Raw genomic sequence first — 23470 nt, 5'->3', positions numbered from 1 at the left:
TCGAGAATTATACCATAAGATTTATGGACTATTTGGAAACGCTTTTAGTAGGAAAGAATTCTTAATTGGACGATTAGGTGGAGGACCATTATGAAACAGCAGGTAAAGATCAAAAAAGTATTGAATAACAATGTCGTCATCGCTGAACATCCGATGTATGAAGAAGTTGTTCTGATAGGCAAAGGCATCGGGTTCAACAGGAAAAAAGACGATGATATAGCTTTTGATAAAGCTGATAAAACCTTTCTATTGAGCAATGAGCGGGAAAAAGAGCAGTATGTAAACCTGCTTCCGTATATCGATGAAGGGTTGATCGATTTCATGAATGACATCCTTGTCCATATTGAAATGAGGATGGGGCAGGAATTGAATCAGCACATTCATGTGGCATTGACCGACCACTTAGCGTTCGCCATCAACCGCGCCAAAAAGAATCTGCAGTTCTCTAATCCGTTCCTATTAGAAATCGAATCTCTTTATCCTAAGGAATATCAAGTAGCGATGGAAGTCGTGACGATGATCTATGATAAAATGGGAATTCAGTTTCCGGAAGGGGAAATCGGATTCATCGCCCTTCATATTCACAGTGCGATTACCGATAAGACCATCCGTGAGATCAACCGCCACAATCAATTGATCACTCAACTCGTGACATTAGTGGAAGAGACGATGGAATTATCCATTGATAAAAACAGTGTCAATTATCATCGCCTGGTCCAGCATTTACACAGAGCGATCGACAGGGTGCATCAGGAAGAAAGTGTCGGAGATGAAATTCGTCTCGCAAAAATGTTGAAACAAGAATACCCTGTGTGTTACAATCTTGCATGGAAGTTGATAAAAGTGATGCAAAAACAATTGAAAAAGCCGGTGGATGAGTCAGAAGCAGTTTATCTGACAATCCATTTGCAGCGTTTAACCAATAAATCTTAAACATACGTGTTACTGACTCGATCAGGCATGAGTATCGGAAGATGAAATGGTTATCATAGGGAGTAGTATACCCGCTGATAATCGATTGATCTTCTATACTCATGCCTTTTTTAGTGCTCTAATAGATTTTCAGCGTCGATCCGGCGCTATTCATTTTCTAAAATATGTAACCGTTTTATTTTTCTGAAAAATTGGTTGACCGTTTGATTGTTTTGCGCACAAATCTAATATTAGGAGGAACAGACATGTTTAAAAATGCTTTTGGTACTTTACAAAAGATTGGTAAAGCCTTGATGCTTCCTGTCGCTTTGCTGCCTGCAGCTGGTATTCTGCTTGCATTCGGTACAAGCTTTGCGCAGGACAGCTTTGTTGAAAAAGTACCTTTCTTCGGCACGCCATGGGTACAGACTTTCCTACAAGTCATGGCTGAAGCCGGTGGAATTGTATTTGCTAACTTACCGCTGTTGTTCGCGGTTGGTGTAGCGATTGGTCTTGCGAAAGGAGACGGTGTTGCTGGTTTAGCGGCAATCATCGGTTACTTGATTATGAACGTCGTTATGGGAGTGCTTGGAAAAGTTACCCCTGAAATGACGTCTGACCCTGCTTATGCAGATGTGCTGGGTATTCCTACTCTGCAAACGGGAGTATTCGGAGGTATCATTGTCGGTATCCTGGCCGCTTCGATGTACAACCGTTTCTTCAACATTGAACTGCCACAGTTCCTTGGTTTCTTTGCAGGTAAACGTTTCGTTCCGATCATAACAGCATTCACTTCCTTGTTCTTGGGAATCATCATGCTGTTTATATGGCCTTATGCACAAAGCGGATTGAATGGACTATCTCACTTGATGCTGAATGGAAATCAGACGATTTCTGCATTCTTCTTCGGTGTCATCGAGCGTTCCTTAATTCCATTCGGACTTCACCACATCTTCTACTCTCCGTTCTGGTTTGAGTTCGGTACTTACACGAACGCTGCCGGAGAAGTTGTCCGTGGTGACCAAAGTATCTTCTTCGCTCAGTTGAAAGACGGCGTTGAATTCACTGCCGGTACATTCATGGTTGGTAAGTTCCCATTCATGATGTTCGGTCTTCCAGCGGCTGCGCTTGCGATTTATCACACAGCGAAGCCAGAGCGTAAAAAAGTTGTCGGCGGTATCATGGCGTCTGCTGCTTTGACTTCATTCTTGACTGGTATCACAGAGCCGATTGAATTCTCATTCCTATTCGTAGCTCCGGTACTATTCGGTATTCACGCGATTTTTGCAGGATTCTCCTTCATGGTTATGGAAATCCTTGGTGTGAAAATCGGTCAAACTTTCTCAGGTGGTCTGATCGACTTCATCCTGTTCGGTGTCATGCCTAACCGTACAGAATGGTGGTGGGTCATCATCGTCGGTGCCGTATTTGCTGTCGTTTACTACTTTGGATTCCGTTGGGCGATCCTCAAGTTCAACCTGGCAACTCCAGGACGTGAAGATGAATCTGAAGACGCAGACGATGACGGTGAAGTAGGCGACCTTCCATTTGAAATTCTTGAAGCTATGGGCGGTAAACAGAACATCGCTCATCTTGATGCTTGTATTACACGTCTTCGTGTATCCGTCAATGAAAAAGGTGACGTAAACAAAGCTCGTCTGAAGAAACTTGGTGCTTCCGGAGTCATGGAAGTAGGAAACAACATTCAAGCAATCTTCGGGCCTGTATCTGATACGCTTCGTGGACAAATGCAGGACATCATTGATGGTAAAACACCACGTTCCCGTGAAGATGCAGCTGAGACGGTAAATGATACGAAAGAAGCTGAAGCACCTGTAACAAAAGGTGAGCTTGAATTCGTAAGCCCTATCAAAGGTAAAGTGATGCCGATCACGGAAGTGCCTGACCAAGTATTCTCTGGTAAAATGATGGGCGATGGCTTTGCAATTGAACCAGTTGATGGTAAGATTGTTTCGCCGGTCAACGGTAAAGTATTGAACGTCTTCCCTACGAAGCACGCTATCGGTCTTCAAGCCGACAATGGAATGGAAATCCTGATCCATATCGGTATTGATACGGTTGGCTTGAAAGGGGAAGGATTTACAGACTTGATCTCTGAAGGAGACGAAGTGAAACAAGGTCAGGCGATGATGGAAGTGGATCTTGATTATGTAAAAGAAAATGCACCATCCATCATTACGCCGATCGTCTTCACGAACCTTGAAGAAGGTCAGTCTGTAGAAGTGAAGGCTTCTGGAGAAGTCAATCACAATGATCCAGATATCATCGAAATCAAAGGATAAAAAAGGAGAGATTGATCATGGCAGAACAAACAATGAAAATCACTGCAGCTGACGGCGTCCACGCGCGCCCAGCGACAGCACTTGTACAAGTAGCTGGACAGTACGAAGCAGACGTAAACCTTGAGTATAACGGAAAATCCGTTAACTTGAAGTCCATCATGGGCGTAATGTCCCTTGGAATCCCGAATGGCGCGGAAGTTACATTCTCAACTGAGGGTTCTGATGAAGCGGAAGCTCTTGAAGCTGTCGTAGCAAAAGTGAAAGAAGAAAACCTTGGTGAATAATTGAGGGGAGAGGAGCTGGCCATTATGGCCGGCTCCTTTTTTATGCATTTATAACAATGAGTTAAGAGTGAAGAAAGTAAATCCACATCAAAATCACGATTTTCATGAAACGAATTGGACAGGATATTCGTAGAAGATAGAAGAAAGGAGGGGAGTGCCATGGATTGGCTGCCATACGTCGTCATTCCTTTAGTGGTTATATGGATTGCATATGTGAAATATAAAGATATTAAACATCCATCAAGAAAGTGGGAAGGTGAAACGGATGATGCCAATGAAAGGCGTTGGCATGATGCGGAAAAATCCGCGGCTAGACGTCCCCCTCCTCCCGGTGGCGGGGGAGGAGTATAGACGCTCTCCCAAATAAAAAAGAATCCCGCAGTGCGGGATTCTTTTTTAAATTTTTGGCTCTGTTAAAGTCTGTTGTTGATATTTTAAACGATTACTAAATAGTCTCCGTCCGCTCTATTCGTTACACCGAAAGCTTTTTAACGCCCATCAACGATCGACAAAGATTTCAGCTCTTCCATCATCTTCATGATATATTTTTTCCGCAACGACCTCCGGGCCTTTCAAACGGCTGGGGTCATCGATATGGTCTGTTTCAGACCAGAAGGGTGTATTCATGCCACCCATATAGACAGCAGTCGCTGATAAAGATTCTTCTTCCCATTCCTTCACCAGGCTCTCCGTAAATCCGCGAACTGCAAATTTAGAAGCGCAATAGACGCTTTCGTTCTTTTTGCCGCGAAGCCCGGCTGTGGAAATGATGTTCAATACTCTTCCACCGACTTCTCTCAGTTTAGGAACTGCCATCTGAGTCATGAGGATTGTGCCTTTTACATTCGTATTCAGCATTTGGTCGATTTGAGATTCGGTATATTCAGACACGTCCCCGAAAATTCCGAGACCGGCGTTGTTGATCAAGATATCAATGGAGCCGATCTGCCGCATCGCTTCTGTAACGGATGCTGTTTCGGTTACATCGCAGATCAATATTTCAGCATTGCCGCCATTCTCACGGATCTCATTCTGCACAATCAAAAGGTTCTTCTCGGTACGTCCGGATAAAACGATTGTATGCCCTGCTTTTGCATATTGGTGTGCCAAGGCACGGCCAAGCCCCGTCCCTGCACCGGTAATGAGTACAGTTCCCATATTCATCCTCCTCTTATTTGGATCATAACCATATTCATTGTGACGAATCCTTGATAAAATGTAAAGATGGTACTAATGGCGAGATTAAACTTGAATTGTCAAACTACAGGGGGACATAAAAATGGAACGTCGATATAGCGATTATACTTATGAAGAATTAAGACAGGAAGTAGCTGAGCTTACAGAAAAAGCACGCAAAGCTGAACAAATGGGAATGGTCAATGAATATGCCGTTCATGAGCGGAAAATCATCATGGCAAAATCCTATATGATGAATCCTGAAGAATTCCAGTCAGGAGAAACATATGAGGTTGAAGGAGATCCTGCACATACGTTCCACATCCAATATATGAACGGCGTATTCGCATGGGGATTCCGTCAGAATAAACAAGGAGAGAAGGTAACGGAAGAGGAAGAAGAAGCGCTGCCCATTTCTATGCTTGGGAAAAAAGTATAAACATAAAGAACCGCGCACGAACATTCGTGCGCGGTCTTTTTTTACATGCGTTTCTTAGCCTGAATCTCAGTAATCTGGTCTGCTTGAGTTGGTGCGGTTTCTCCGTTGACTCGTTTGCTTATATGCTTGAATCCACGGCGGGCACGGAGGTTTGAAGAATTCGGGTTAAAATTCTTATTTCCCACGGTGATACCTCCCAACTTGGTTCACATCTCGTTCTCTCGAGCGGGCAGCCTTTTCTTGAGGCTTACTATTGATTGTCCCGTTTGGTCTTAAAGCCAAGTGCTGACTCTCGTCTTCCGGTGCACTCGTCATTTTGATATTGGGAAAATTTTTGGCTTTGTTACGCATCGTAAACCCTCCTCATGTCTCCTTGAAGAGACAAGCTTAGTTTGTGTCCATACCCAGGAAGTATGTGATACAATACGTATGTAAACATTGCCAAACATGGAGTGAATTGAACGTGATGGATGAAATACATCAGCGGTTAGCTGAACTTTTATATGAAAAAAATGGCCACTTGACCATTGATGAAGCTAGAACATGGGTCGAGCTTTTATGGGAAGATTTCGAAGCCACCTACGCAAAAGCGGGTCATGAATACCAAGGGAAGAAATTGACGGAACAAATCGTCCTCCGATGGATCGAAAACTACGGTCCGAGGCTTCACGATTTCGTTGCGACGAACCCGAAGTATAAGGAAATGTTCGATAAAAAAAGACCCTTGAATTAAAGTGAAAGCCGTGTCCACGTCGACACGGCTTTTCCTTTCGTTATCCTTTTGATTCCATAGGGCTCAACTTGTCTTGAAGTTTTTCCTCCGTAAATACCCAGCCGGTGTAAGAATTGAGGATTTCTAAATGATCACTGCCATGTTCGTCGTCGATTTGAGCGACTGCGACAAAGGGATATCTCCCCCTGGAACGATAGCGGAGGTCGATGAATCGGACCTCTGTATATTCATCAAAATAACTCATTTCATAACGGTAAACTGGAGAAAATGATAAAAAGGCTTTAATATTATGATCGGTCAACGCTTTTTGGACGACTGGATCATCATAATCGATCGGTTTATTGATGAACTCGTCGAGAATCTTTATATGTCCGTTTTCAGCCCGGCCGACGTAATAATGCGTTTTTGTAGTGATCGCTATTTTCCATACATTTTGCTTCATTGTTGGTGAAGTAGCGATTTGTTCCACGTCATCAAAATAATCGTGAATCATTTTTACCATTTCACGCTTATCGAAATATCGTTTGACGTAATAAATGGCAATGACAAAATAAATGATGAGCCACAACAAGCCGGGATCTGCGCCCAAGTTCCAGGCGACGATTCCTGCAAGGTGCAGAGTAAAGATGTAAGGGTCGAACGTATTGATGAATCCATAAGCGACCCAGCGTTTCGTAAACGGGCGGTAAGCCTGTGTCCCGTAAGCGTTGAAAATGTCAACGAATACGTGGAGAATGACAGCTAAGAAAGTCCACAGCCAAAGATGTAGAAAATTGACTTCAGGTGAGAATAAATAAATGAGACTCGGTATACTGATTCCCCACAAGAAGACCGCTGGAATCGAGTGGGTGATGCCTCTATGGTTACGTATATAAACGGCATTATTTTTCAACTTAAGTACAGTGTCACAATCAGGTGCCTGCGAACCGACGATCGTACCGATCAAGACGGCATTGAATAATGCAGGGTCTGATTGAACGGCAGGGTCTAACGTCGCTAGTCCGCCTAAGGCCACTCCCATGACGACATGAGTTCCCGTGTCCATATTGATGATTCCTCCTTTGGCCAGACCATACATTAGTAGTTTATCACGAAGGATGATGAAGCATGAACAGAACAGAGAGAGTTGAACAGATTTTAGAAACATTCAACAAAGATAATTTCAAAACTCAATTGATTGACTGGTTCAAAAAAGAACAACGTATATTACCATGGCGGGAAAACCAGGATCCATATCGAGTCTGGGTATCAGAAATTATGCTCCAACAAACCCGTGTTGATACAGTGATTCCTTATTTCAATCACTTTTTATCGAAATTCCCGACTCCTGAAGCTTTAGCTGAAGCTGAGGAGCAAGAGGTATTAAAAGCGTGGGAAGGTTTAGGATACTATTCCCGTGCCCGTAATCTGCAAAACGCAGTAAGGGAAGTTGTCGAGCAATACGGTGGTAAGGTCCCGGATAACCCTGAAGAGTTAGGGAAACTGAAGGGGGTCGGTCCTTACACGAAAGGTGCCATTTTAAGTATCGCTTATGACACTCCTGAACCTGCGGTCGACGGGAACGTCATGCGTGTCCTTTCCAGGATTCTTCATATAGAAGATGATATTGCGAAACAAAGCACAAGAAAACTTTTTGAAGACCTGGTCCGGGAACTGATTTCAGAAGAAGATCCTTCATCATTCAACCAGGGTCTGATGGAACTTGGTGCGATGATCTGCACCCCAAAGACGCCATCCTGTATGCTGTGTCCCGTTCAGAGTGAATGCCGGGCATTTGACGAAGGGGTGGAAACAGAACTTCCGATCAAATCATCTAAAAAGAAACAAAAAAAATCACCCTACTTATTGCTACTTGTCAAAAACGAAACCGGTGATCTTTTAATTGAACAGCGACCGTCGGAAGGACTGCTTGCTTCTCTATGGCAGTTCCCTATGGTTCCTATGAAAGATCTGGATATGGAAGCTGCCAAGCATTGGTTCTATGGAGAATATGGACTCAAAGTCGAATTCGACGAGGGGGTCGATCAAATCAAGCATGTTTTTTCCCATTTAATTTGGGAAATGGAAGTCATACCGGCGAAGGTGGTTGAAGGTACGCTTGATTATGAACGCGGTACATTTGTTCACCCCGACGAAGTCGTCGACTATCCATTCCCCGTATCTCATCAAAAAGCATTCAAACACATTAATCTGTAACCGGATGTGTGCCGTGGGTCCACGTCGCTTCCCGCTTCGTGAGACCTCCGCGGCGTTTAATTTCATTATTGATTTCTCTGAGCATGGTTACGCCCTCAGAATTCAGATAAGGAGCACTTTGTGACAAAGCATAGTGGAAATAACCCAATTCTTTATCCTGCCAATCCTGCTTGGACTCCATTGTCAATTGAGATAGATCTCTTCCTACATACATGTTTACCCCTCCTTGATGTTAATTTGTGCAGGCGTTGAATTCACATACCTCTCAATAAAAGGATGAAGCTCAAACGGCACGAGTGTTCATTATTCGACTTTTTTAAGAAGGATTATGGAAGCTTATGTAGAATAGTTGTAGATACACTATAATGAACACTTTTTAAAAAAACCATTTATCATATAGTCACACGACTACTCAAAAGGAGAGGGTTATCGATGAAGAAAAAAATGACGGCTGTCTTATGTGGGGCGGTGCTGGGCGCTACCCTGATGGGGACGACGGCCTATGCCGATCAGACCTACCGGGTGACAAGCGGTGATACGCTGTGGGGAATAAGCATGAAGCACGGGGCGACGGTTTCTGATTTGAAATCGTGGAATAATTTGAATACTGATCTCATTTTTATCGGGCAGAAACTGATTGTAGGGAAAGATAAGCAAACAGCTCCGGCACCTGCAGCTCCTAAGAAAGAAGAAAAAACAAAATCTCCAACGCCAACACCAACACCCACCACGTCAACTACATATACAGTGAGCTATGGAGATACGTTGTGGAGAATCGCCACAAGTCATAATGTTTCTGTGACGGATATCAAAACTTGGAACGGATTGTCCAGTTCCGTCATATTCCCCGGCCAGCGACTGAAAGTATCAGCGCCAGAATCATCAGTCCCTCAACCCGATCCTGAACCTGCTGCTCCTGAGCAGCCGAAAGAGAAGCCGAAGGAAGAACCGAAAGACAATTCAAACGAAGCGAAAGCTATGACCGGCGCGGCCCTGATTGAAGAAGGGATGAAGCACATCGGCTCCCCGTACCAATGGGCGGGCACAAGTCCTGCCGGTTTTGACTGCAGTGGATTTCTGCATTACGTTTTCGCCCAATTCGACAAAACGATACCAAGGAGTGTGGCAACGATCCATGCCTATCCTTCGTTCAAAATCGTTGAAGAAACAGAACGTAAACCGGGGGATATCGTTTTCTTTGAAACCTACAGACCAGGACCTTCTCACGCAGGCATTTATTTAGGGGATGACCGATTCATTCACAGCGGCTCTTCAAGTGGAGTGACCATCAGTGACATGAATAGTCGTTATTGGCATGACAGGTATCTTGGTTCCAAACGGTATATCGATTGAAGATAGGAGAAGCACGTCCTTTAAGGGCGTGCTTCTCTTTTGTTTTGTGATATAAATGCCATCGGGTGAACGATGCGGTTTACAAGTGAACCAGCGGTCAAAATCAATAACCATCACGGTTGAAAAAGTATTTGTGATTATTTTTGCTTTTGTGGAATGAAAACATTGAAACCTGTACACAATAATTTTTGCGGAGGTGATAACAATGGCTAAGCAACCGAAACAAAACAAAACAGCTGCTGAAAAACAACAACAGCAACAACAAATGAACAAGAACCAACAAGCTGCTCAAAAACAGTATGGTGCAGAATTTGCTTCTCAAACTGATGCACAGGAAGTGCGTGAGCAGAACCAACAATCTCAGGCTAAAAAACAATAACCTGAATTATTGGTGTGGCTTGTCCAGGCTGTTTTCTTAGCCTGAATCAATCCCCCGATGAAGGAGTCGCCCGAATAAGGGCGGCTCTTTTTATTACATAGGCTCGACGATTCAATTGTTTTCATTCATCATCAATTGTCGTTATAATAGGGAGAAGGCATGAACCGGAAATAGAAATGAAGGGGGGATATCATGGTCGGCCCAGAAGCAGGCAAACGAATCGAAATACAAAGTTATAAACATAATGGCAGTCTTCACCGGGTGTGGGACAGTACGACAGTCCTTAAAGGAACCCGGCATGTCATCATCGGTGCCAATGACCGTACCACTGTGACAGAGAGTGATGGCAGACGTTGGACGACGCGGGAACCCGCCATCTGTTACTTTCATTCCAGGCATTGGTTCAATATCATCGGTATGCTAAGAAATGATGGAGTTTATTATTACTGTAATATCAGCTCGCCGTTCATTTATGAAGATGAGGCGATCAAATATATCGACTATGACCTTGATGTCAAAGTCTTTCCTGATATGACCTACAAACTCTTGGATGAAGATGAATACGAAATCCATAAACGGAGGATGAATTATCCTCATGTTCTTGATCGGATTCTTTATAATAATGTAGACACCCTTATACGCTGGATCAGACAGCGCAAAGGTCCTTTTTCTCCGGAATTCATCGACCAATGGTACGAAAGATATTTAACTTACAGATAATGAATGGTGATGCGCACTCATTGAAGTGCGCTTCATTCATGTTGTATCAAGATTGTCAGAAAGAAGGTGTGAACGATTGGATAGTATCAAAAGGTATTTACGGTTCGTAAAACCATACAAGGGCAAAATCATTCTTACCGTTCTTATCGGTGTTCTGAAATTCTCTATTCCATTGCTAATGCCTTTGATCATCAAATATGTTATTGATGACATCATCAATGCCGAATCACTGGCCCAGTCGGAGAAGTTCGATCAATTACTCATGATTATGGGAGCTGCATTTTTCGTTTTCTTAGTATTGAGACCTCCGATTGAGTACGCCAGGCAGTATCTTGCACAGTGGATCGGAAGCCATATTCTATATGATATTCGTGAAAAATTGTTCGATCATATCCAGCGATTGAGTCTGCGCTTTTATTCCAAAACGAAGACGGGTGAAATCATTTCCAGAGTCATCCACGATGTCGAGCAGACAAAGACATTCGTCATCACAGGCTTGATGAATATCTGGCTCGATATGTTTACGATTGTGATTGCCATCATCATCATGTTGACGATGGATCCGTGGCTGACCTTAGTTTCCATCGCTCTTTTCCCTTTCTACGGATTTGCGGTGAAGTTCTTTTATGCAAGGCTTCGGAAGTTGACGAAAGACCGTTCACAGGCGTTGGCTCAAGTCCAGGGTCACCTGCATGAGCGTGTGCAGGGAGTTCCGGTCATCCGCAGTTTCGCCTTGGAAGACCACGAACAGGAACAGTTTGATGTACAAAATAAAAACTTCCTGGACAAAGCGATTACGCATACCAACTGGAATGCCTACACGTATTCTGTCACCAATACCATTACAGACATCGCTCCTTTGCTCGTGGTCACTTTTGCTGGTTATCAGGTTATCACGGGTTCATTGACAGTCGGAACAATGGTAGCCTTCGTCGGATATATGGATCGTGTATATAATCCACTTCGAAGACTGGTCAACTCTGCGACTGTATTGACACAATCCATCGCATCGATGGACCGTGTCTTCGAATTCGTTGATGAAGAGTATGATATCGTCGACAAACCAGGGGCTAAGAAACTGCAAAATGTTCATGGAGATGTAAAAGTGGAAAACGTCTCTTTCAAATACGATGATGAAGAACCTCTCGTATTGAAAAATGTCAGTTTGGATGTAAGAAAAGGGGAGACCATAGCTTTCGTCGGTATGAGTGGAGGAGGCAAATCCACATTGATCAGCCTGATTCCCCGCTTTTATGATGTGACTGAGGGGCGTATCCTTATCGATGGGACAGACATCCGTGATGTAGAAGCCCGATCACTGCGTGACCGGATCGGGATGGTACTGCAGGACAATATCCTGTTCAGTGAGTCCATCGCCATGAATATACGGATGGGGAATCCTGATGCCACAGATGAAGAAATGATCGAAGCGGCTAAAGCGGCTAACGCCCATGACTTCATCATGAACCTCCCTCACGGGTATGAAACCCAGGTAGGAGAGCGTGGCGTGAAGCTGTCCGGCGGCCAGAAGCAGCGTGTCGCCATTGCACGCGTATTCCTGAAAAATCCTCCATTGTTAGTCCTTGACGAGGCCACTTCTGCACTGGACCTTGAAAGTGAAAACTTGATTCAAGGCGCATTGGAGAGACTGGCTTCTAACCGGACCACATTCATCGTCGCTCACCGATTATCGACGATTACACACGCGGACCGAATCGTCCTCATTGAAAATGGTGAAATCATCGAAGTCGGATCCCATAGTGAATTGATGGAGAAAAAAGGGCATTATTATAATCTCTATCAAGTACAGGAATTAGACGATCACCCGAAAGAGTATATTTGATATCTATTTAAAAAATTGACTCTGTTAAAGTCGGGTGTTGATATTTTGGTTGATTTTTACTAGTCCACACATCAGCGATTTTGGTTTCGGTCCAATCTTTGCTAAGAGTATGGGAGGGAAGGGAAAACAGTCCGCTTTCCGCGGGGAACGCTGAGCCTCCTCGAACTTATCGTTCTCCGGGGTCTCACCTTGTTCTTTTTTCCCGCAGGAGTCTACCTGTTTTCCCTTCCCTCCCTTTCATAGTGGGTGTAACGGATTTCTTTTATAAGGCTCTGTTAAAGTTTAGTGTTGTTTTTTAGATAGTAAAATGGACTTCCGATAATATGGAAGTCCATTGATTGTTTTTATTTGCTTATTATACAATCTGCACCCTATTGCTGAAAAACTTTTTTAAGTTACTAGCAAGATGTTGTATCCAACTAAGGTGTATTACTTTTCAAAAAATCAATCAATTCACCATAATCATAAGTCTTCAATGCTAATCCATTCTTATCGAAAACGATAAAAGCTGGTGTTTGTTCCAATTCTAATTTAGGGTACAACCCATTTAATTGTTCATAAGATTGAGTGTTTGTTATAGGATTCACATTAGAAATATCTTTTTGACGTAACATCTCTCTAGTTACTTCTTTTCCAGCAGCTTGTAGAGAATATTTATTATCTTCATCAGGTAATAGCTCTGGATTTATACGTCCAAAATCATCTTTATTACTGGTACAAGCAGTTATCATTGTTAGCAAAAAAATCAGGGTGAAAATGGTAACGATTTTTCGCAATTAAAACCCTCCCTTTACTTCGCCATCTACTATAGTGGAGTATTTACCAAAGCGCACAATATGTTCCGACACGCAATCACCGATAGCCATCCTTATTTTTACGTTCCGAGATTTCGTTCAGTACCGTTCCTGTGGACGATGAGGCGGTAAGAGCATCGATTAAATATTCCCTTAAACGCTGTTATTCCGCTGGATTAAGTTTTTGAATAGCTTTAAGGATATCGGTTGCTCTCACGGTCCTCACCGACTTATATTTGATGACTCCATTATAGAACATTTGTTGATTTGGGCAAATATCAACAACCAACTTTAACAGAGCCAAAAAATTAGAGGGGGTAGAAGCGGTAAATTTAAAGCTGCCTCTATCCCCAGTAGCTTTGATAGAAGTGGGTATACATAAGGAATTTAACAGTCCATTAAAAGAGTTTTAAACGGGACCATAAAACTTAATAGTTGTTGTTTCGAGCCAACCACAAGCGTAAGGGGGCTTTAGAAAACGGGGAGACTCCTGTGGAATGTACATGATAGGTGAAATCCCGCAAAGGCTTTGCCTTGAGGAAGCTCACCACATGTCCACGGAAAGCAGTCGTTTTCTAAAGCCCCCTTCTTCTCATCAAAGGTTTCGAAACGAATTAAACTCTAAAAGAGCACTTTCATAAATAAGAGGTTGAAATTTGATATAAAGTCATGTGCCCAACTTTTTAAAAAAGTAGGCTCTGTTAAAGTTGATTGTTGATATTTAGTCTTCAAAACAAGGACATAATAGTTGAAGAGTTTATATCGATTTGAGCGGAGGGGCTGCGGGGAATCACTCGCTTTCCGCGGGAGCGCGGTGAGCCTCCTCAGACTTTTCGTCCTGTGGGGTCTCACCAAGCACTCTCTTCCCGCAGGAGTCTCCTGATTTCCCTCCGCCCTTTGCATTATAAAATCCCTGACATCTACGTAAAAAAAGACCTATTATCAAGATCGTTCGGTCCTTATGCCACTCCTAAGAGAATGAAACACAGCATCTAGGTTTTAAGATTTTATACTTCCTCCCATCAAGATGAAGTGTTTCTTTTTAAAAGATCTTGTTTCGAGGCACTCTGATGAAGCAAAGGGCGGAGGGAAACGGTGAGACTCCTATGGGACGTGTGGGACAGGTGAGGCCCCGGAAGGCGTAGCCTGAGGAGACTCAGCGCCCGCCCCATGGAAAGCGAACCTTTTCCCGGAGCCCTACACGCATACAAACATTTCGTAATGAATTCTTTTTTTGATGGATATATCAATACTAAACTTTAACATAGAAGTAAAAATAAAGAACGGCTGTTGCTAAAGATGCAACAGCCGTTCTTTTTATTTCTGTGTCGTCTGAATGTAAGCTTCTTTGTGATGCGTTTGATAACTCTTCAATAAACGTTTCAACTTTTCCAATTGATCATGGTACTCCATCAACTGGGAGGCGAGAGGGAGGAAGACCAGCTTATCCGGGTTGTTGCTTTCTTCATACACATGGATCAACCGCTCTACAAGCTTTGGAATATCAGGATCCTCTATCCGTCTCAATGATTGCTTATGGACATTTTTGATTCGCCCTTTCAAACTGAGGATCAATTTTTCATGGGCACTGATCAGTTTGTCCAATTCATTGACTACTGCATCCTGAAACTCTTCCGGAATCTGTTCAATTTTATCATCCAAGCGATGGAATGTTTTTAAAACATCAAATGATTTTTTCGTAGTCGTGATCAATTGACGGAAGAGTACCAGCTTCCTTCCTTTAGCAAAAGCCTGACCCTTGAAATATGTCCGTTCTTCGGAGTAAAGCAAGTACGTGTGATCGATCCACCTGACATCATCCTGGATACGCGTAATTTCATATTTCAGAGCAGGTTCATCCGAAAGTTGACGTGTCGTCACACGCAGCCATTGCAGAATATCTGTGCTAGCCAAGTCGATTTTATTAAACAACCGTGTTTCGTATCGAGGGGGTAGAAAAACTAAATTGACGACGAAGGCTGCGAAAATCCCTAATAACATGGATGTGAATCGGGAAAATGCGAAATACATGAAAGTCTGGTCGGTCGAATCCATCAAAGCGATAACAGCTACTACTGCAAGTGCTATCGTGTTTTCATTCATTTTCATACCAGTTGTCACACCGATGACGATAATGATAGCGAATCCGACGATGAACGGGTCGTTTCCGAGCGTATATACGCCGATAATCGCAATTAAAGCGCCGATGGTGTTTCCCTGGATTTGTTCAATAATGGATTGATACGAACGATATATGGTCGGTTGGATGGAAAAGACGACCGCAATCGCTGCAAGTAACGGAGAAATGAATCCGAATAAATTGCTGACATATAAGGCGATGCCGACAGCCAAGCCTGTCTTCATCATACGTGCTCCAAGTTTCATTCTAAGCCTCTTTCTTTTTAATGATAATTTCAATATCCCCATTATAACGCATTCAGGACTATAACTATAAAAAGTCTTTTAATTTTCTGCTAGACTTAATTGAAAGGTTTTAAACATTGATCACTGACTTAAAGGTTAATGAGAGGGGAGGAGGATACTTTTTTAACGATGTTCCTTTCCACTATACAAATGGTTGTTTATATAGTTGGAGGAAGGGTAAGAAGTAAAGAATTAGACAGGGGAATTGATACAGTAATCAAATAACCCTTGTCCGAAATAAAGAAGAGGAGTGTTTGTTTGGGAGAAATTGCATGGGTCAATCATTGGTGGAATCTACGAAAGAGAAGCAGAATGGGAAATAATATTTTATTCCTTATGGAAGTGCGGGGAGAAGTGAGGGATTTTTTCCTGGAATCCGTCATTACAGATTTTTCGCTGGACTTTTATATGGAAGACAAGACATTGAATGAAAAAATGGCAGTCATCAATGTCCAATTTAGTGACAGGGAAAATAGAACATTGAGCGTCCGCCTCTACCAGGGAAATTGTAATCTGCATCAATCGTACCCCGACAGTCACTATCAATCAGAAGATTCTACACTGAAAAAATTAACGGATAATGAAAAGAAATTCATTTGCCAGGTTTTATCCAATCCTTCCTTACTTGAACCTTTCCAGCCTCCCGTACTGAATAAGAGAATCTCCTATTATTCCAATGGATGACTGATTTTATATTATATACAGGATGCTTGCTGAATGGATCTCAGTTCTAAATTAGCTCAAAAAAATGAGCCTATGCATGCAGGCATAAGCTCCAAGGGGAACCAGAATTAACTGGAACCATGAAAAGGGAAAGAAATGAAACAAAGATCATAATTCGTGGGAATATTCAGAATTATGTTTATATAATAGCATTGACTATACGATTTTTCAATTGTTTCCTCGCAAAATAATTCCTTTTTCCTGCCTTTCGACAAAACTCGAAAAAAAGCAGGGGCGGTTTTCAGCCCCTGCTTTTTCGAGTATTAATCATTTGCCATAATGCTGAAAGTTTTTTGAACAGCCTCAAGGGTAAGGTCGATATCTTCGTCCGTATGGGCTGTAGTCAAGAACCAGGCTTCATATTTTGATGGAGCGAGGTTGATGCCTTCAGCCAGCATGAGCTTGAAGAAACGCGCGAAGCGTTCGCCATCCGTATTTTCTGCCTGCTCATAATTCTCAACTTCTTCTTCGGTGAAATAAACGGTAAGCGCACCTTTGAGACGGTTGATTTGTACCGGAATTCCGTATGACTCTGCATATTTCAAAATTCCATTTTCCAATCGCTGTCCGAGTCTGTCCATCTCTTCATATACGCCTTCCTGCTTCAGTACTTCCAAACAGGCGATTCCTGCAGACATCGAAGCAGGGTTTCCGGCCATCGTACCCGCTTGGTAGGCAGGTCCTAGCGGAGCGACTTGTTCCATAATGTCTGCGCGGCCGCCATAAGCACCGATTGGTAATCCGCCTCCGATGATTTTACCCATCGCTGTCATATCCGGTTCGATGTCCAGCAGCTGCTGAGCGCTTCCATATGTAAAGCGGAAAGCAGTAATGACTTCATCATAGATGACAAGGGCACCTGCATCGTGAGTGAGGCGGTTGACTTCTTCTAAGAACCCTGGCTTCGGTTCAACGATGCCGAAGTTTCCGACAATCGGTTCTACAAGGACGCCCGCAATTTCATCCCCGAATTTCTCAAGCGCTTCTTTGAAAGGCTCGATATCATTGAAAGGAACGGTGATGACATCTTGAGCGATAGAAGCAGGGACACCTGCAGAGTCCGGCGTACCTAAAGTGGAGGGTCCTGAACCCGCAGCCACAAGGACAAGGTCAGAGTGTCCATGGTAACAGCCTGCGAATTTGATGATTTTGTTTCTTCCTGTATAAGCACGCGCCACACGAATCGTTGTCATGACCGCTTCTGTACCTGAATTGACGAAACGTACTTTATCTAAAGAAGGGATCGCTTCCTTAAGCATTTTTGCAAAACGGTTTTCCAATACAGTAGGAGTACCGTAAAGAACTCCGTTTTGAGCCGCTTTTGTAATAGCTTCAGTAATGTGAGGGTGAGCATGTCCGGTAATGATTGGACCATAAGCTCCTAAATAGTCGATGTATTCATTGCCGTCTACATCGTAAAAATGAGAACCTTCGGCACGGTCCATGTAAATAGGTGTACCTCCACCGACTCCTTTATAGGCGCGGGAAGGGGAATTGACACCTCCGACGATATGTTCTGTAGCTTCATTATAAAGTTGTTCTGACTTGGTGATGTTCATGGTTTACCTCCTGTTCTTTCATTCATCCCTTATTGTAGCATGGACACAAAAACCTAAGGGATAATGAACGAAAAAATTCTCTCTTCAAAGCAGAAGAGAGAATTTTTTCAACTGATTTATTGGTTGGGCTCTTGACTGAGCCGACATAACGAACCGAACGTCATCGTAAGGAAAAAAAGCACCATAAAGAACACTACAAGTACTTACCTGGTGCTTATACTGGGTGAATCTTAGTATACAAACGCTGCCCCGACGATGATCAGAAGGATGAAAAGAACAACGATTAGCGCGAAGCCTCCGCCGTATCCGTAACTCATTCACAATTCCCCCTTTCCTTTATTTACTGTATCGTATGCCGCTCATCGCTCGGGGGAATGTGCATATGCCCATTTTGTAGGCAGACTCCTATGTGTTTGATAGAAAAATAGATAGATTTCTCATTTATTGTTTCTATCAGACGAGCATATCTCAGCGGATTCGTACATACAAAACAGTAGAAGGTCTGCTTTTACGAAGAGAGGCGTGTGAGATGTTTACGATATCGATGACAATGGTTTGCCTTACTCTCATTGCCGGAAGCTTGAGGCAGTTATTCGTCTCATTAGAATTTGAACATAGAATTTTTTCATTCCAGCTGTTCATTTCCATTCTGCTTTTATATATGGTCGTCCTTATGGGATTCGGTATCATTTACTTTTCACTTTTAACTCAAGGGTATCCTGTGTTTCAAGAGGCCGACCGGACTTATCCGGGGATATGGATCGAGGATATGTTCAGCAGCATGTATTTCAGTGGAGTGACCCTTTTTACGGTCGGATATGGAGATTTGGTACCTGTAGGGATCGGTCGCTGGATCGCTATATTGGAAGCCATGGTCGGTTATTCGCTTCCTGCCGCTTTGGTTGCGAAGGTTTGGCAGAATGTCCAGCGCGATCGTTGATATTGGAAGTTTGGTCTCATATACGGTACTCTGTTAATAGAAAAATTATTAGGAGGGTCCATATATGACAGTCGAAAAAGGAAAACAAGCACCAGACTTTACATTACCAGCAAACAATGGAGAACAAATTACACTCTCTGATTTAAAAGGGAAAAATGTAGTTTTGTATTTCTATCCTAAAGATATGACACCAGGCTGCACGACGGAAGCGTGTGATTTCCGCGATCATCACGAAAGTTTTGCTGATTTGGATGCGGTCATCCTGGGAGTAAGCCCTGATCCCGTAGATTCTCACCAGAAATTCATCGATAAACATGATCTCCCATTCCTTCTGTTAGCTGACGAGGACCATGAAGTGGCTGAGCAGTACGGCGTATGGAAGCTGAAGAAAAGCTTCGGTAAAGAATATTACGGAATTGAACGCTCTACTTTCATCATCGATAAGGAAGGAAACCTTGCTGAAGAATATAGAAAAGTGAAAGTACAAGGGCACGTGGAGTCAGCTCTTGAATACATCCGCGAAAACTTAAGTTGATCATTTAAACCACAGCCGATTCGGTTGTGGTTTTTAACTGCTTTATTTTTGTGTAAAGGGTGAAAAACACTTACTATAGAAGAAAGAGGGAGAGGAGGCGTTGTATGAAAGTCGTATCCGCAATCAAACGGGTGCCGGAGGAAATCCAGAACCGTTTGAAAGACCGTTTTCCTGAAACAGAATTTTTGTTTTGTCATGGAATTGATGAAGCAGAAGCCCATCTGCCTGAAGCAGAGGTGTTCATTACATATGGAGAAGATTTGACACCCGGCCGTATAGAAAAAGCGGTGCAGTTGAAGTGGATCATGGTTCTGTCGGCAGGATTGGACAAGATGCCATTTGCTGAGATTGATGAACGTGATGTGGTCGTGACCAATGTAAGAGGGATCCACGCTAAACCGATGGCTGAGTATGCCTTGTCTATGTTTTTGCAAGTTTCCAGACAAGCGAAGACATTGATCGAACAAGAGAATCAGCATCAATGGAACCGCAGGCCGACCATGAACGAAATCAGCGGGAAGACGATGGTGTTCCTCGGTACAGGTGCCATAGCGCAGGAAACCGCCCGGCTGGCGAAAGCATTCCAAATGAAAACGATCGGCTTTTCGAAAACCGGGAAAGACAAGCCGCACTTTGATGAAACGTATACTCAGGATCGATTGGACGAGTTTCTTCCTAATGGAGATTTCGTAACAGCTGTACTCCCAAGTACGGTGGAAACGAAATACATATTGAATATCGATCATTTCAAGGCGATGCCGGACCATGCCATTTTTCTCAATATGGGGCGTGGGGATCTGGTGTCTTCAGAAGTCCTGTTGGAAGCGGTCCGTTATCCGCATATCCACCATGCTGTATTGGATGTATTTGAACAAGAGCCTTTACCGGAAGGTCATCCGTTCTGGGATGAAGAGCGTGTCACAGTCACACCTCACATTTCTGGTATCTCTCCCCACTATGTTCCCCGGGGTTTTGAGGTGTTTGAGGAGAACCTCGAGTTATATTTGAATGGGAACGGGGAAATGAAAAATATAATCGATCTTAAACGGGGGTATTAATATGCGTATTTATACTAGATCAGGTGATAAAGGTCAGACGTCTTTGATTTATGGGAACAGAGTTGCTAAAAATGACCTTCGTGTGGAGGCATATGGCACATGTGATGAAGCGAATTCCTCAATCGGTCTTGCACTGAGCCATTTGAAAGGGGAAGACTGGCTGGGGAAAGATCGATTCATGGAGGTTATGCAGAGGATTCAAACCATCCTTTTTCATGTAGGGGCTGAACTCGCCACTCCGAAAGGGAAAGAAGTGAAATGGCAGTTGAAGAAAGAATATATCGATGAACTTGAAAAGCAGATTGATGAATGGGATGAAGATTTGGGGCCACTGAAAAACTTTATTCTGCCATCCGGTCATGAAGCATCAGCTGGACTGCATATGGCACGTACAGTCGTACGACGTGCGGAGAGGTATGCGGTCGCATTGGGTGATGAACTGGAAAATCAGCTCGTCGTCTCCTATTTGAACCGTCTTTCCGACTTTTTGTTTGTTGCCGCCCGGTACGTAAATAAACATCTAGGGGGCAGAGAAGTCACACTTGACCCGGATGTTTAATCTTCAAGCATATTAAAGTCTCTGGTGCTGCCGTCCTTTATATTGACAGCAAGTTATTGATGGGGTTACACTAATTATAAGGATTCTAATTTAATAATTTTATAAATCAAGAATCAGTTTATGAAAGCGAGGTGCATGACTATGGCGGATAATCGACTCCAGGAAGCGATTGATACTTTGAAAGATTCAGGTGTTCGAATTACTCCACAACGTCATGCGGTGCTTGAATACCTACTGAATTCTATGACTCACCCAACAGCTGATGAAATATACAAAGCTTTGGAAAGTAAGTTTCCTAATATGAGTGTAGCGACCGTTTATAATAACTTGCGCGTATTCAGGGAAATCGGGCTTGTCCGAGAGCTTACGTACGGTGATTCATCCAGCCGTTTTGATTGTAACACCAGTGATCACTATCACATCATTTGCGAATCATGCGGTAAAATCGTCGACTTCCACTACCCGAGCCTTCATGAAGTGGAATCATTAGCTGAACAGGTGACTGGATTTGATGTAAGTCATCATCGCATGGAAGTGTATGGAACATGCTCTGAATGCCAATCGAATAATGCTCACTAAAACTGGAAGGCTACAACTTCCAGTTTTTTTAGATTTGCTGGGAATATAAAAAAAGCTCCGCTTTCGTCAAGCGGAGCTTTTTCATCGTTTATGATTCTTGTGGTGCTTTTCCTTTTTTATATCGTTTCGAATTATACTTTTCATCAAATTCTTTACCTTCAAGTGATTTGTCCAGTGTCAACGGCTGGTTGCAATGCATGCAAGCATCCACGCGGCCGAGCATTTTCGTCGGTTTTTCACAGGATGGACAGACGATTTGTATCGTTTTTGTGGAAAGCATACCAATCCAGAAATAAACGACTGTGCTCAATCCGACGAACCCGACACCTAAAATCATGAAAAGAGCCATCAACCATGTAGTTTCTTTGAATATGAGGCCGATGTACATGACGCCGATGCCGACGAAAATCAACCAGAAAGCAAAGGAACGGATTTTGTTGATCTTGCTGCTATATTTTAAAGCCACAGGATTCCCTCCTTACAATCTATAATGAAGTATAGCACATTTTCTTACATTCAATATAACTTGAAAAAAGGATTTTAGGAAAAAATATCGAATAAACACAAAAGAAATGAATTAAAATGTGGGGGACATAGAATGGAAGATGTATTACGCCCGATATATCAAGAAAAAGCAAGCCAAAGCAATACGTTAGGCATTCTTATCTTGGAAAAGAACAAACCGATCAGTCCTGTAACTGATAATTTCGATGTCATTTTGTTCATTATCGTACAGGATGCAGAGGAAGCGTGGTATGTAAAACACTACGAATTTGAAAATAAATCTGCGGCCATGCATATCGTCGACGAGAAACTTCTTCAACATTGGATTGATACAAGCTCTTATAGGAGAGCGGTCGAGTGGGTAATTAATGGTTCCATCATATTTGAGAGAAATGAATATGTCTCAGAACTGAAGGAACATTTACGTTCATTCCCGCAAGAAAAGAGAGAGTTGAAGAAAGCGATCGAGTTTGCGAAGTTGATCCGCAGTTACAGTGAATCCAAAGACTTGTTCGAGTCTGGGCAATATTTGGACTCCTTCAGTCAAATGGTTCGTTCACTTCATTATTTAGCTCGACTGGCTATTATTGAAAAAGGGTTCCATCCGGAAGTGACGGTTTGGAATCAGGTAAGAAAGATTGAGCCGGAGATCTATAAGCTTTACCAGGAATTGATTGAAAGCGGGGAGCCGACTGATAAGCGGATTCAATTAATGATCATCGCTGTGGAACATTCCATCAGTAAACGGTCACGGTCAAGTGCGCAGCATTTGCTTCAATTGATGAACAGCCGGGAAGAGCCATGGTCATTCGGTGAATTGAAAGTGCACCCGGAAATTCAGGAGTACATTCTTGATCTATCTTCCATGATCGAATACTTGGTAGAAACGAATGTCATTGAAGTGATCTTGCAAAAAACGAAAGGACCGAGCATATTCCATCGGACGTACAAGCCGGCAGAGAATGAGCTTACATTTGAATAAATGAATGTTTTCCTCTTTCTATAATAGAAAGGGGATTTTTTTATTAAAAAGTCATTGACGGTCCTATTAAAGCCGTGCTATATTATTACTTGTCGCGTTGAAAGACACCGACACCGGCCGAAACGGCCGCAAAAAATCATGAAAAAAGTTGTTGACAACAAACAACAAACCATGATAAATTATTACTTGTCGCCGAAACGGCAGACAAAACAAATTAAAAAAGTTGTTGACACCAACAATTATCCATGATAGGATGGATGAGTCGCTGTTTTGAACAGCCGACAACATTTTGATCTTTGAAAACTGAACGAACCAACCAGTACGTCAAGATATTTCTTCTTATATAGAAGAAAATGAAACAAGCACATTCGGTGTGCAAATGAGCAAGACAAACTTTTTCAACTTTTATGGAGAGTTTGATCCTGGCTCAGGACGAACGCTGGCGGCGTGCCTAATACATGCAAGTCGAGCGCGG

General features: G+C 42.9%; 28 protein-coding genes, 1 rRNA gene and 1 pseudogene. 19 read left to right on the top strand and 11 right to left on the bottom strand.

From position 1 onward, the window contains the following. Window positions 1–90: 90 nt before the first annotated feature. The 4 genes from glcT to LCL89_RS08230 all read left to right on the top strand — a co-directional run bounded on the left by glcT (window position 91) and on the right by LCL89_RS08230 (window position 3850). The gene (glcT, locus tag LCL89_RS08245) at window positions 91–933 is read left to right on the top strand and encodes a glucose PTS transporter transcription antiterminator GlcT (RefSeq protein ID WP_197317762.1); all 843 of its coding nucleotides are present in this window, start codon (window positions 91–93) and stop codon (window positions 931–933) included. A 245-nt stretch (window positions 934–1178) separates the two neighbouring features. Then, entirely contained in the window at window positions 1179–3215 is a 2037-nt protein-coding gene (gene ptsG / locus LCL89_RS08240; RefSeq protein ID WP_197317761.1) for a glucose-specific PTS transporter subunit IIBC, read from the top strand. A 17-nt stretch (window positions 3216–3232) separates the two neighbouring features. Continuing rightward, on the top strand, window positions 3233–3499 hold the full coding sequence (locus LCL89_RS08235) for a phosphocarrier protein HPr (RefSeq protein ID WP_197317760.1): 267 nt from the start codon (window positions 3233–3235) through the stop codon (window positions 3497–3499). A gap of 159 nt (window positions 3500–3658) precedes the next feature. Further along, window positions 3659–3850 carry a hypothetical protein gene (locus LCL89_RS08230; RefSeq protein WP_197317759.1) on the top strand — a complete coding sequence of 64 codons (192 nt, stop codon included), beginning with the start codon at window positions 3659–3661 and terminating at the stop codon, window positions 3848–3850. A 147-nt stretch (window positions 3851–3997) separates the two neighbouring features. Here the strand turns inward: LCL89_RS08230 and LCL89_RS08225 are convergent, their stop codons facing one another. After that, window positions 3998–4657: an SDR family NAD(P)-dependent oxidoreductase gene (locus LCL89_RS08225; protein ID WP_224809658.1), complete on the bottom strand. Its 660-nt coding sequence runs from the start codon at window positions 4655–4657 to the stop codon at window positions 3998–4000. Between the two features lie 121 nt (window positions 4658–4778). Here LCL89_RS08225 and LCL89_RS08220 point away from each other — a divergent pair, with 121 nt between their 5' ends. After that, window positions 4779–5114 (top strand): YfhH family protein, encoded by a 336-nt coding sequence (locus LCL89_RS08220; protein WP_197317757.1) that lies wholly within the window; start codon window positions 4779–4781, stop codon window positions 5112–5114. Window positions 5115–5155: 41 nt separating this feature from the next. Here the strand turns inward: LCL89_RS08220 and LCL89_RS08215 are convergent, their stop codons facing one another. Both LCL89_RS08215 and sspK read right to left on the bottom strand, forming a co-directional pair. Further along, a complete protein-coding gene (locus LCL89_RS08215; RefSeq protein WP_197317756.1) occupies window positions 5156–5299 on the bottom strand; it encodes a hypothetical protein in 144 nt (47 codons plus the stop codon). Then, window positions 5289–5465: a small acid-soluble spore protein K gene (sspK, locus tag LCL89_RS08210; RefSeq protein ID WP_197317755.1), complete on the bottom strand. Its 177-nt coding sequence runs from the start codon at window positions 5463–5465 to the stop codon at window positions 5289–5291. Before sspK ends, LCL89_RS08215 begins: the two co-directional genes overlap by 11 nt. Window positions 5466–5580: 115 nt before the next feature. Here sspK and LCL89_RS08205 point away from each other — a divergent pair, with 115 nt between their 5' ends. Further along, window positions 5581–5847 (top strand): YfhJ family protein, encoded by a 267-nt coding sequence (locus tag LCL89_RS08205; RefSeq protein ID WP_197318168.1) that lies wholly within the window; start codon window positions 5581–5583, stop codon window positions 5845–5847. 40 nt (window positions 5848–5887) lie between these two features. On the opposite strand, the gene LCL89_RS08200 is transcribed toward LCL89_RS08205, so the two are convergent. After that, window positions 5888–6892: a metal-dependent hydrolase gene (locus tag LCL89_RS08200; protein WP_197317754.1), complete on the bottom strand. Its 1005-nt coding sequence runs from the start codon at window positions 6890–6892 to the stop codon at window positions 5888–5890. A 62-nt stretch (window positions 6893–6954) separates the two neighbouring features. On the opposite strand from LCL89_RS08200, the gene mutY reads away from it, so the two are divergent. After that, complete coding sequence (gene mutY / locus LCL89_RS08195; RefSeq protein ID WP_224809657.1) at window positions 6955–8043, top strand: A/G-specific adenine glycosylase; 1089 nt, start codon at window positions 6955–6957, stop codon at window positions 8041–8043. On the opposite strand, the gene LCL89_RS08190 is transcribed toward mutY, so the two are convergent. Then, window positions 8033–8257, bottom strand: a complete 225-nt coding sequence (locus LCL89_RS08190; RefSeq protein ID WP_197317752.1) for a cytosolic protein — start codon at window positions 8255–8257, stop codon at window positions 8033–8035. The genes mutY and LCL89_RS08190 overlap by 11 nt on opposite strands. A gap of 218 nt (window positions 8258–8475) precedes the next feature. Between LCL89_RS08190 and LCL89_RS08185 the strand changes: the two genes are divergently transcribed. From LCL89_RS08185 to LCL89_RS08170, 4 genes are all read left to right on the top strand, one after another. Next, window positions 8476–9396, top strand: a complete 921-nt coding sequence (locus LCL89_RS08185; protein WP_197317751.1) for a C40 family peptidase — start codon at window positions 8476–8478, stop codon at window positions 9394–9396. Between the two features lie 205 nt (window positions 9397–9601). Further along, window positions 9602–9775, top strand: coding sequence for a gamma-type small acid-soluble spore protein (locus LCL89_RS08180; RefSeq protein WP_197317750.1), 174 nt, complete (start codon window positions 9602–9604; stop codon window positions 9773–9775). A 192-nt stretch (window positions 9776–9967) separates the two neighbouring features. Continuing rightward, on the top strand, window positions 9968–10495 hold the full coding sequence (gene ntdP / locus LCL89_RS08175; RefSeq protein ID WP_197317749.1) for a nucleoside tri-diphosphate phosphatase: 528 nt from the start codon (window positions 9968–9970) through the stop codon (window positions 10493–10495). A gap of 76 nt (window positions 10496–10571) precedes the next feature. Then, entirely contained in the window at window positions 10572–12338 is a 1767-nt protein-coding gene (locus LCL89_RS08170) for an ABC transporter ATP-binding protein (RefSeq protein WP_197317748.1), read from the top strand. A gap of 419 nt (window positions 12339–12757) precedes the next feature. On the opposite strand, the gene LCL89_RS08165 is transcribed toward LCL89_RS08170, so the two are convergent. The 3 genes and pseudogenes from LCL89_RS08165 to LCL89_RS08155 form a co-directional block, all read right to left on the bottom strand. After that, window positions 12758–13114: a hypothetical protein gene (locus LCL89_RS08165; protein ID WP_224809656.1), complete on the bottom strand. Its 357-nt coding sequence runs from the start codon at window positions 13112–13114 to the stop codon at window positions 12758–12760. 18 nt (window positions 13115–13132) lie between these two features. Beyond that, window positions 13133–13349: pseudogene (locus LCL89_RS08160) on the bottom strand (IS1595 family transposase); the annotation flags it as partial. A 1100-nt stretch (window positions 13350–14449) separates the two neighbouring features. Next, window positions 14450–15517, bottom strand: coding sequence for an FUSC family protein (locus tag LCL89_RS08155; RefSeq protein ID WP_197317747.1), 1068 nt, complete (start codon window positions 15515–15517; stop codon window positions 14450–14452). A 351-nt stretch (window positions 15518–15868) separates the two neighbouring features. Here LCL89_RS08155 and LCL89_RS08150 point away from each other — a divergent pair, with 351 nt between their 5' ends. Beyond that, on the top strand, window positions 15869–16240 hold the full coding sequence (locus LCL89_RS08150; RefSeq protein WP_224809655.1) for a hypothetical protein: 372 nt from the start codon (window positions 15869–15871) through the stop codon (window positions 16238–16240). Window positions 16241–16542: 302 nt separating this feature from the next. Here LCL89_RS08150 and LCL89_RS08145 read toward each other — a convergent pair whose 3' ends face one another. Together LCL89_RS08145 and LCL89_RS08140 are read right to left on the bottom strand one after the other, a co-directional pair. Beyond that, on the bottom strand, window positions 16543–17838 hold the full coding sequence (locus LCL89_RS08145) for a glutamate-1-semialdehyde 2,1-aminomutase (RefSeq protein WP_224809654.1): 1296 nt from the start codon (window positions 17836–17838) through the stop codon (window positions 16543–16545). Between the two features lie 230 nt (window positions 17839–18068). Continuing rightward, window positions 18069–18155, bottom strand: coding sequence for a YjcZ family sporulation protein (locus LCL89_RS08140; protein WP_074735040.1), 87 nt, complete (start codon window positions 18153–18155; stop codon window positions 18069–18071). Window positions 18156–18382: 227 nt separating this feature from the next. Here LCL89_RS08140 and LCL89_RS08135 point away from each other — a divergent pair, with 227 nt between their 5' ends. The 5 genes from LCL89_RS08135 (at window position 18383) to perR (ending at window position 21509) form a co-directional block, all read left to right on the top strand. Next, complete coding sequence (locus LCL89_RS08135; protein WP_224809653.1) at window positions 18383–18778, top strand: potassium channel family protein; 396 nt, start codon at window positions 18383–18385, stop codon at window positions 18776–18778. Window positions 18779–18842: 64 nt separating this feature from the next. Beyond that, entirely contained in the window at window positions 18843–19313 is a 471-nt protein-coding gene (gene bcp / locus LCL89_RS08130) for a thioredoxin-dependent thiol peroxidase (RefSeq protein ID WP_197317743.1), read from the top strand. 104 nt (window positions 19314–19417) lie between these two features. Continuing rightward, complete coding sequence (locus LCL89_RS08125; RefSeq protein ID WP_224809652.1) at window positions 19418–20371, top strand: D-2-hydroxyacid dehydrogenase; 954 nt, start codon at window positions 19418–19420, stop codon at window positions 20369–20371. A 1-nt stretch (window position 20372) separates the two neighbouring features. Beyond that, a complete protein-coding gene (locus LCL89_RS08120) occupies window positions 20373–20930 on the top strand; it encodes a cob(I)yrinic acid a,c-diamide adenosyltransferase (protein ID WP_224809650.1) in 558 nt (185 codons plus the stop codon). Window positions 20931–21071: 141 nt separating this feature from the next. Then, window positions 21072–21509, top strand: coding sequence for a peroxide-responsive transcriptional repressor PerR (perR, locus tag LCL89_RS08115; RefSeq protein ID WP_197317740.1), 438 nt, complete (start codon window positions 21072–21074; stop codon window positions 21507–21509). A gap of 88 nt (window positions 21510–21597) precedes the next feature. Here perR and LCL89_RS08110 read toward each other — a convergent pair whose 3' ends face one another. Continuing rightward, window positions 21598–21975, bottom strand: a complete 378-nt coding sequence (locus LCL89_RS08110; RefSeq protein ID WP_197317739.1) for a YgzB family protein — start codon at window positions 21973–21975, stop codon at window positions 21598–21600. 132 nt (window positions 21976–22107) lie between these two features. On the opposite strand from LCL89_RS08110, the gene LCL89_RS08105 reads away from it, so the two are divergent. Both LCL89_RS08105 and LCL89_RS08100 read left to right on the top strand, forming a co-directional pair. Further along, window positions 22108–22995 (top strand): nucleotidyltransferase-like protein, encoded by an 888-nt coding sequence (locus tag LCL89_RS08105; RefSeq protein ID WP_224809648.1) that lies wholly within the window; start codon window positions 22108–22110, stop codon window positions 22993–22995. Window positions 22996–23399: 404 nt separating this feature from the next. Continuing rightward, window positions 23400–23470, top strand: a 16S ribosomal RNA gene (locus LCL89_RS08100); the annotation flags it as partial.

This window comes from Halobacillus yeomjeoni, assembly GCF_020171525.1.
Classification (GTDB): domain Bacteria; phylum Bacillota; class Bacilli; order Bacillales; family Halobacillaceae; genus Halobacillus; species Halobacillus yeomjeoni.
This window is presented reverse-complemented; position numbering and strand designations above follow the sequence as displayed.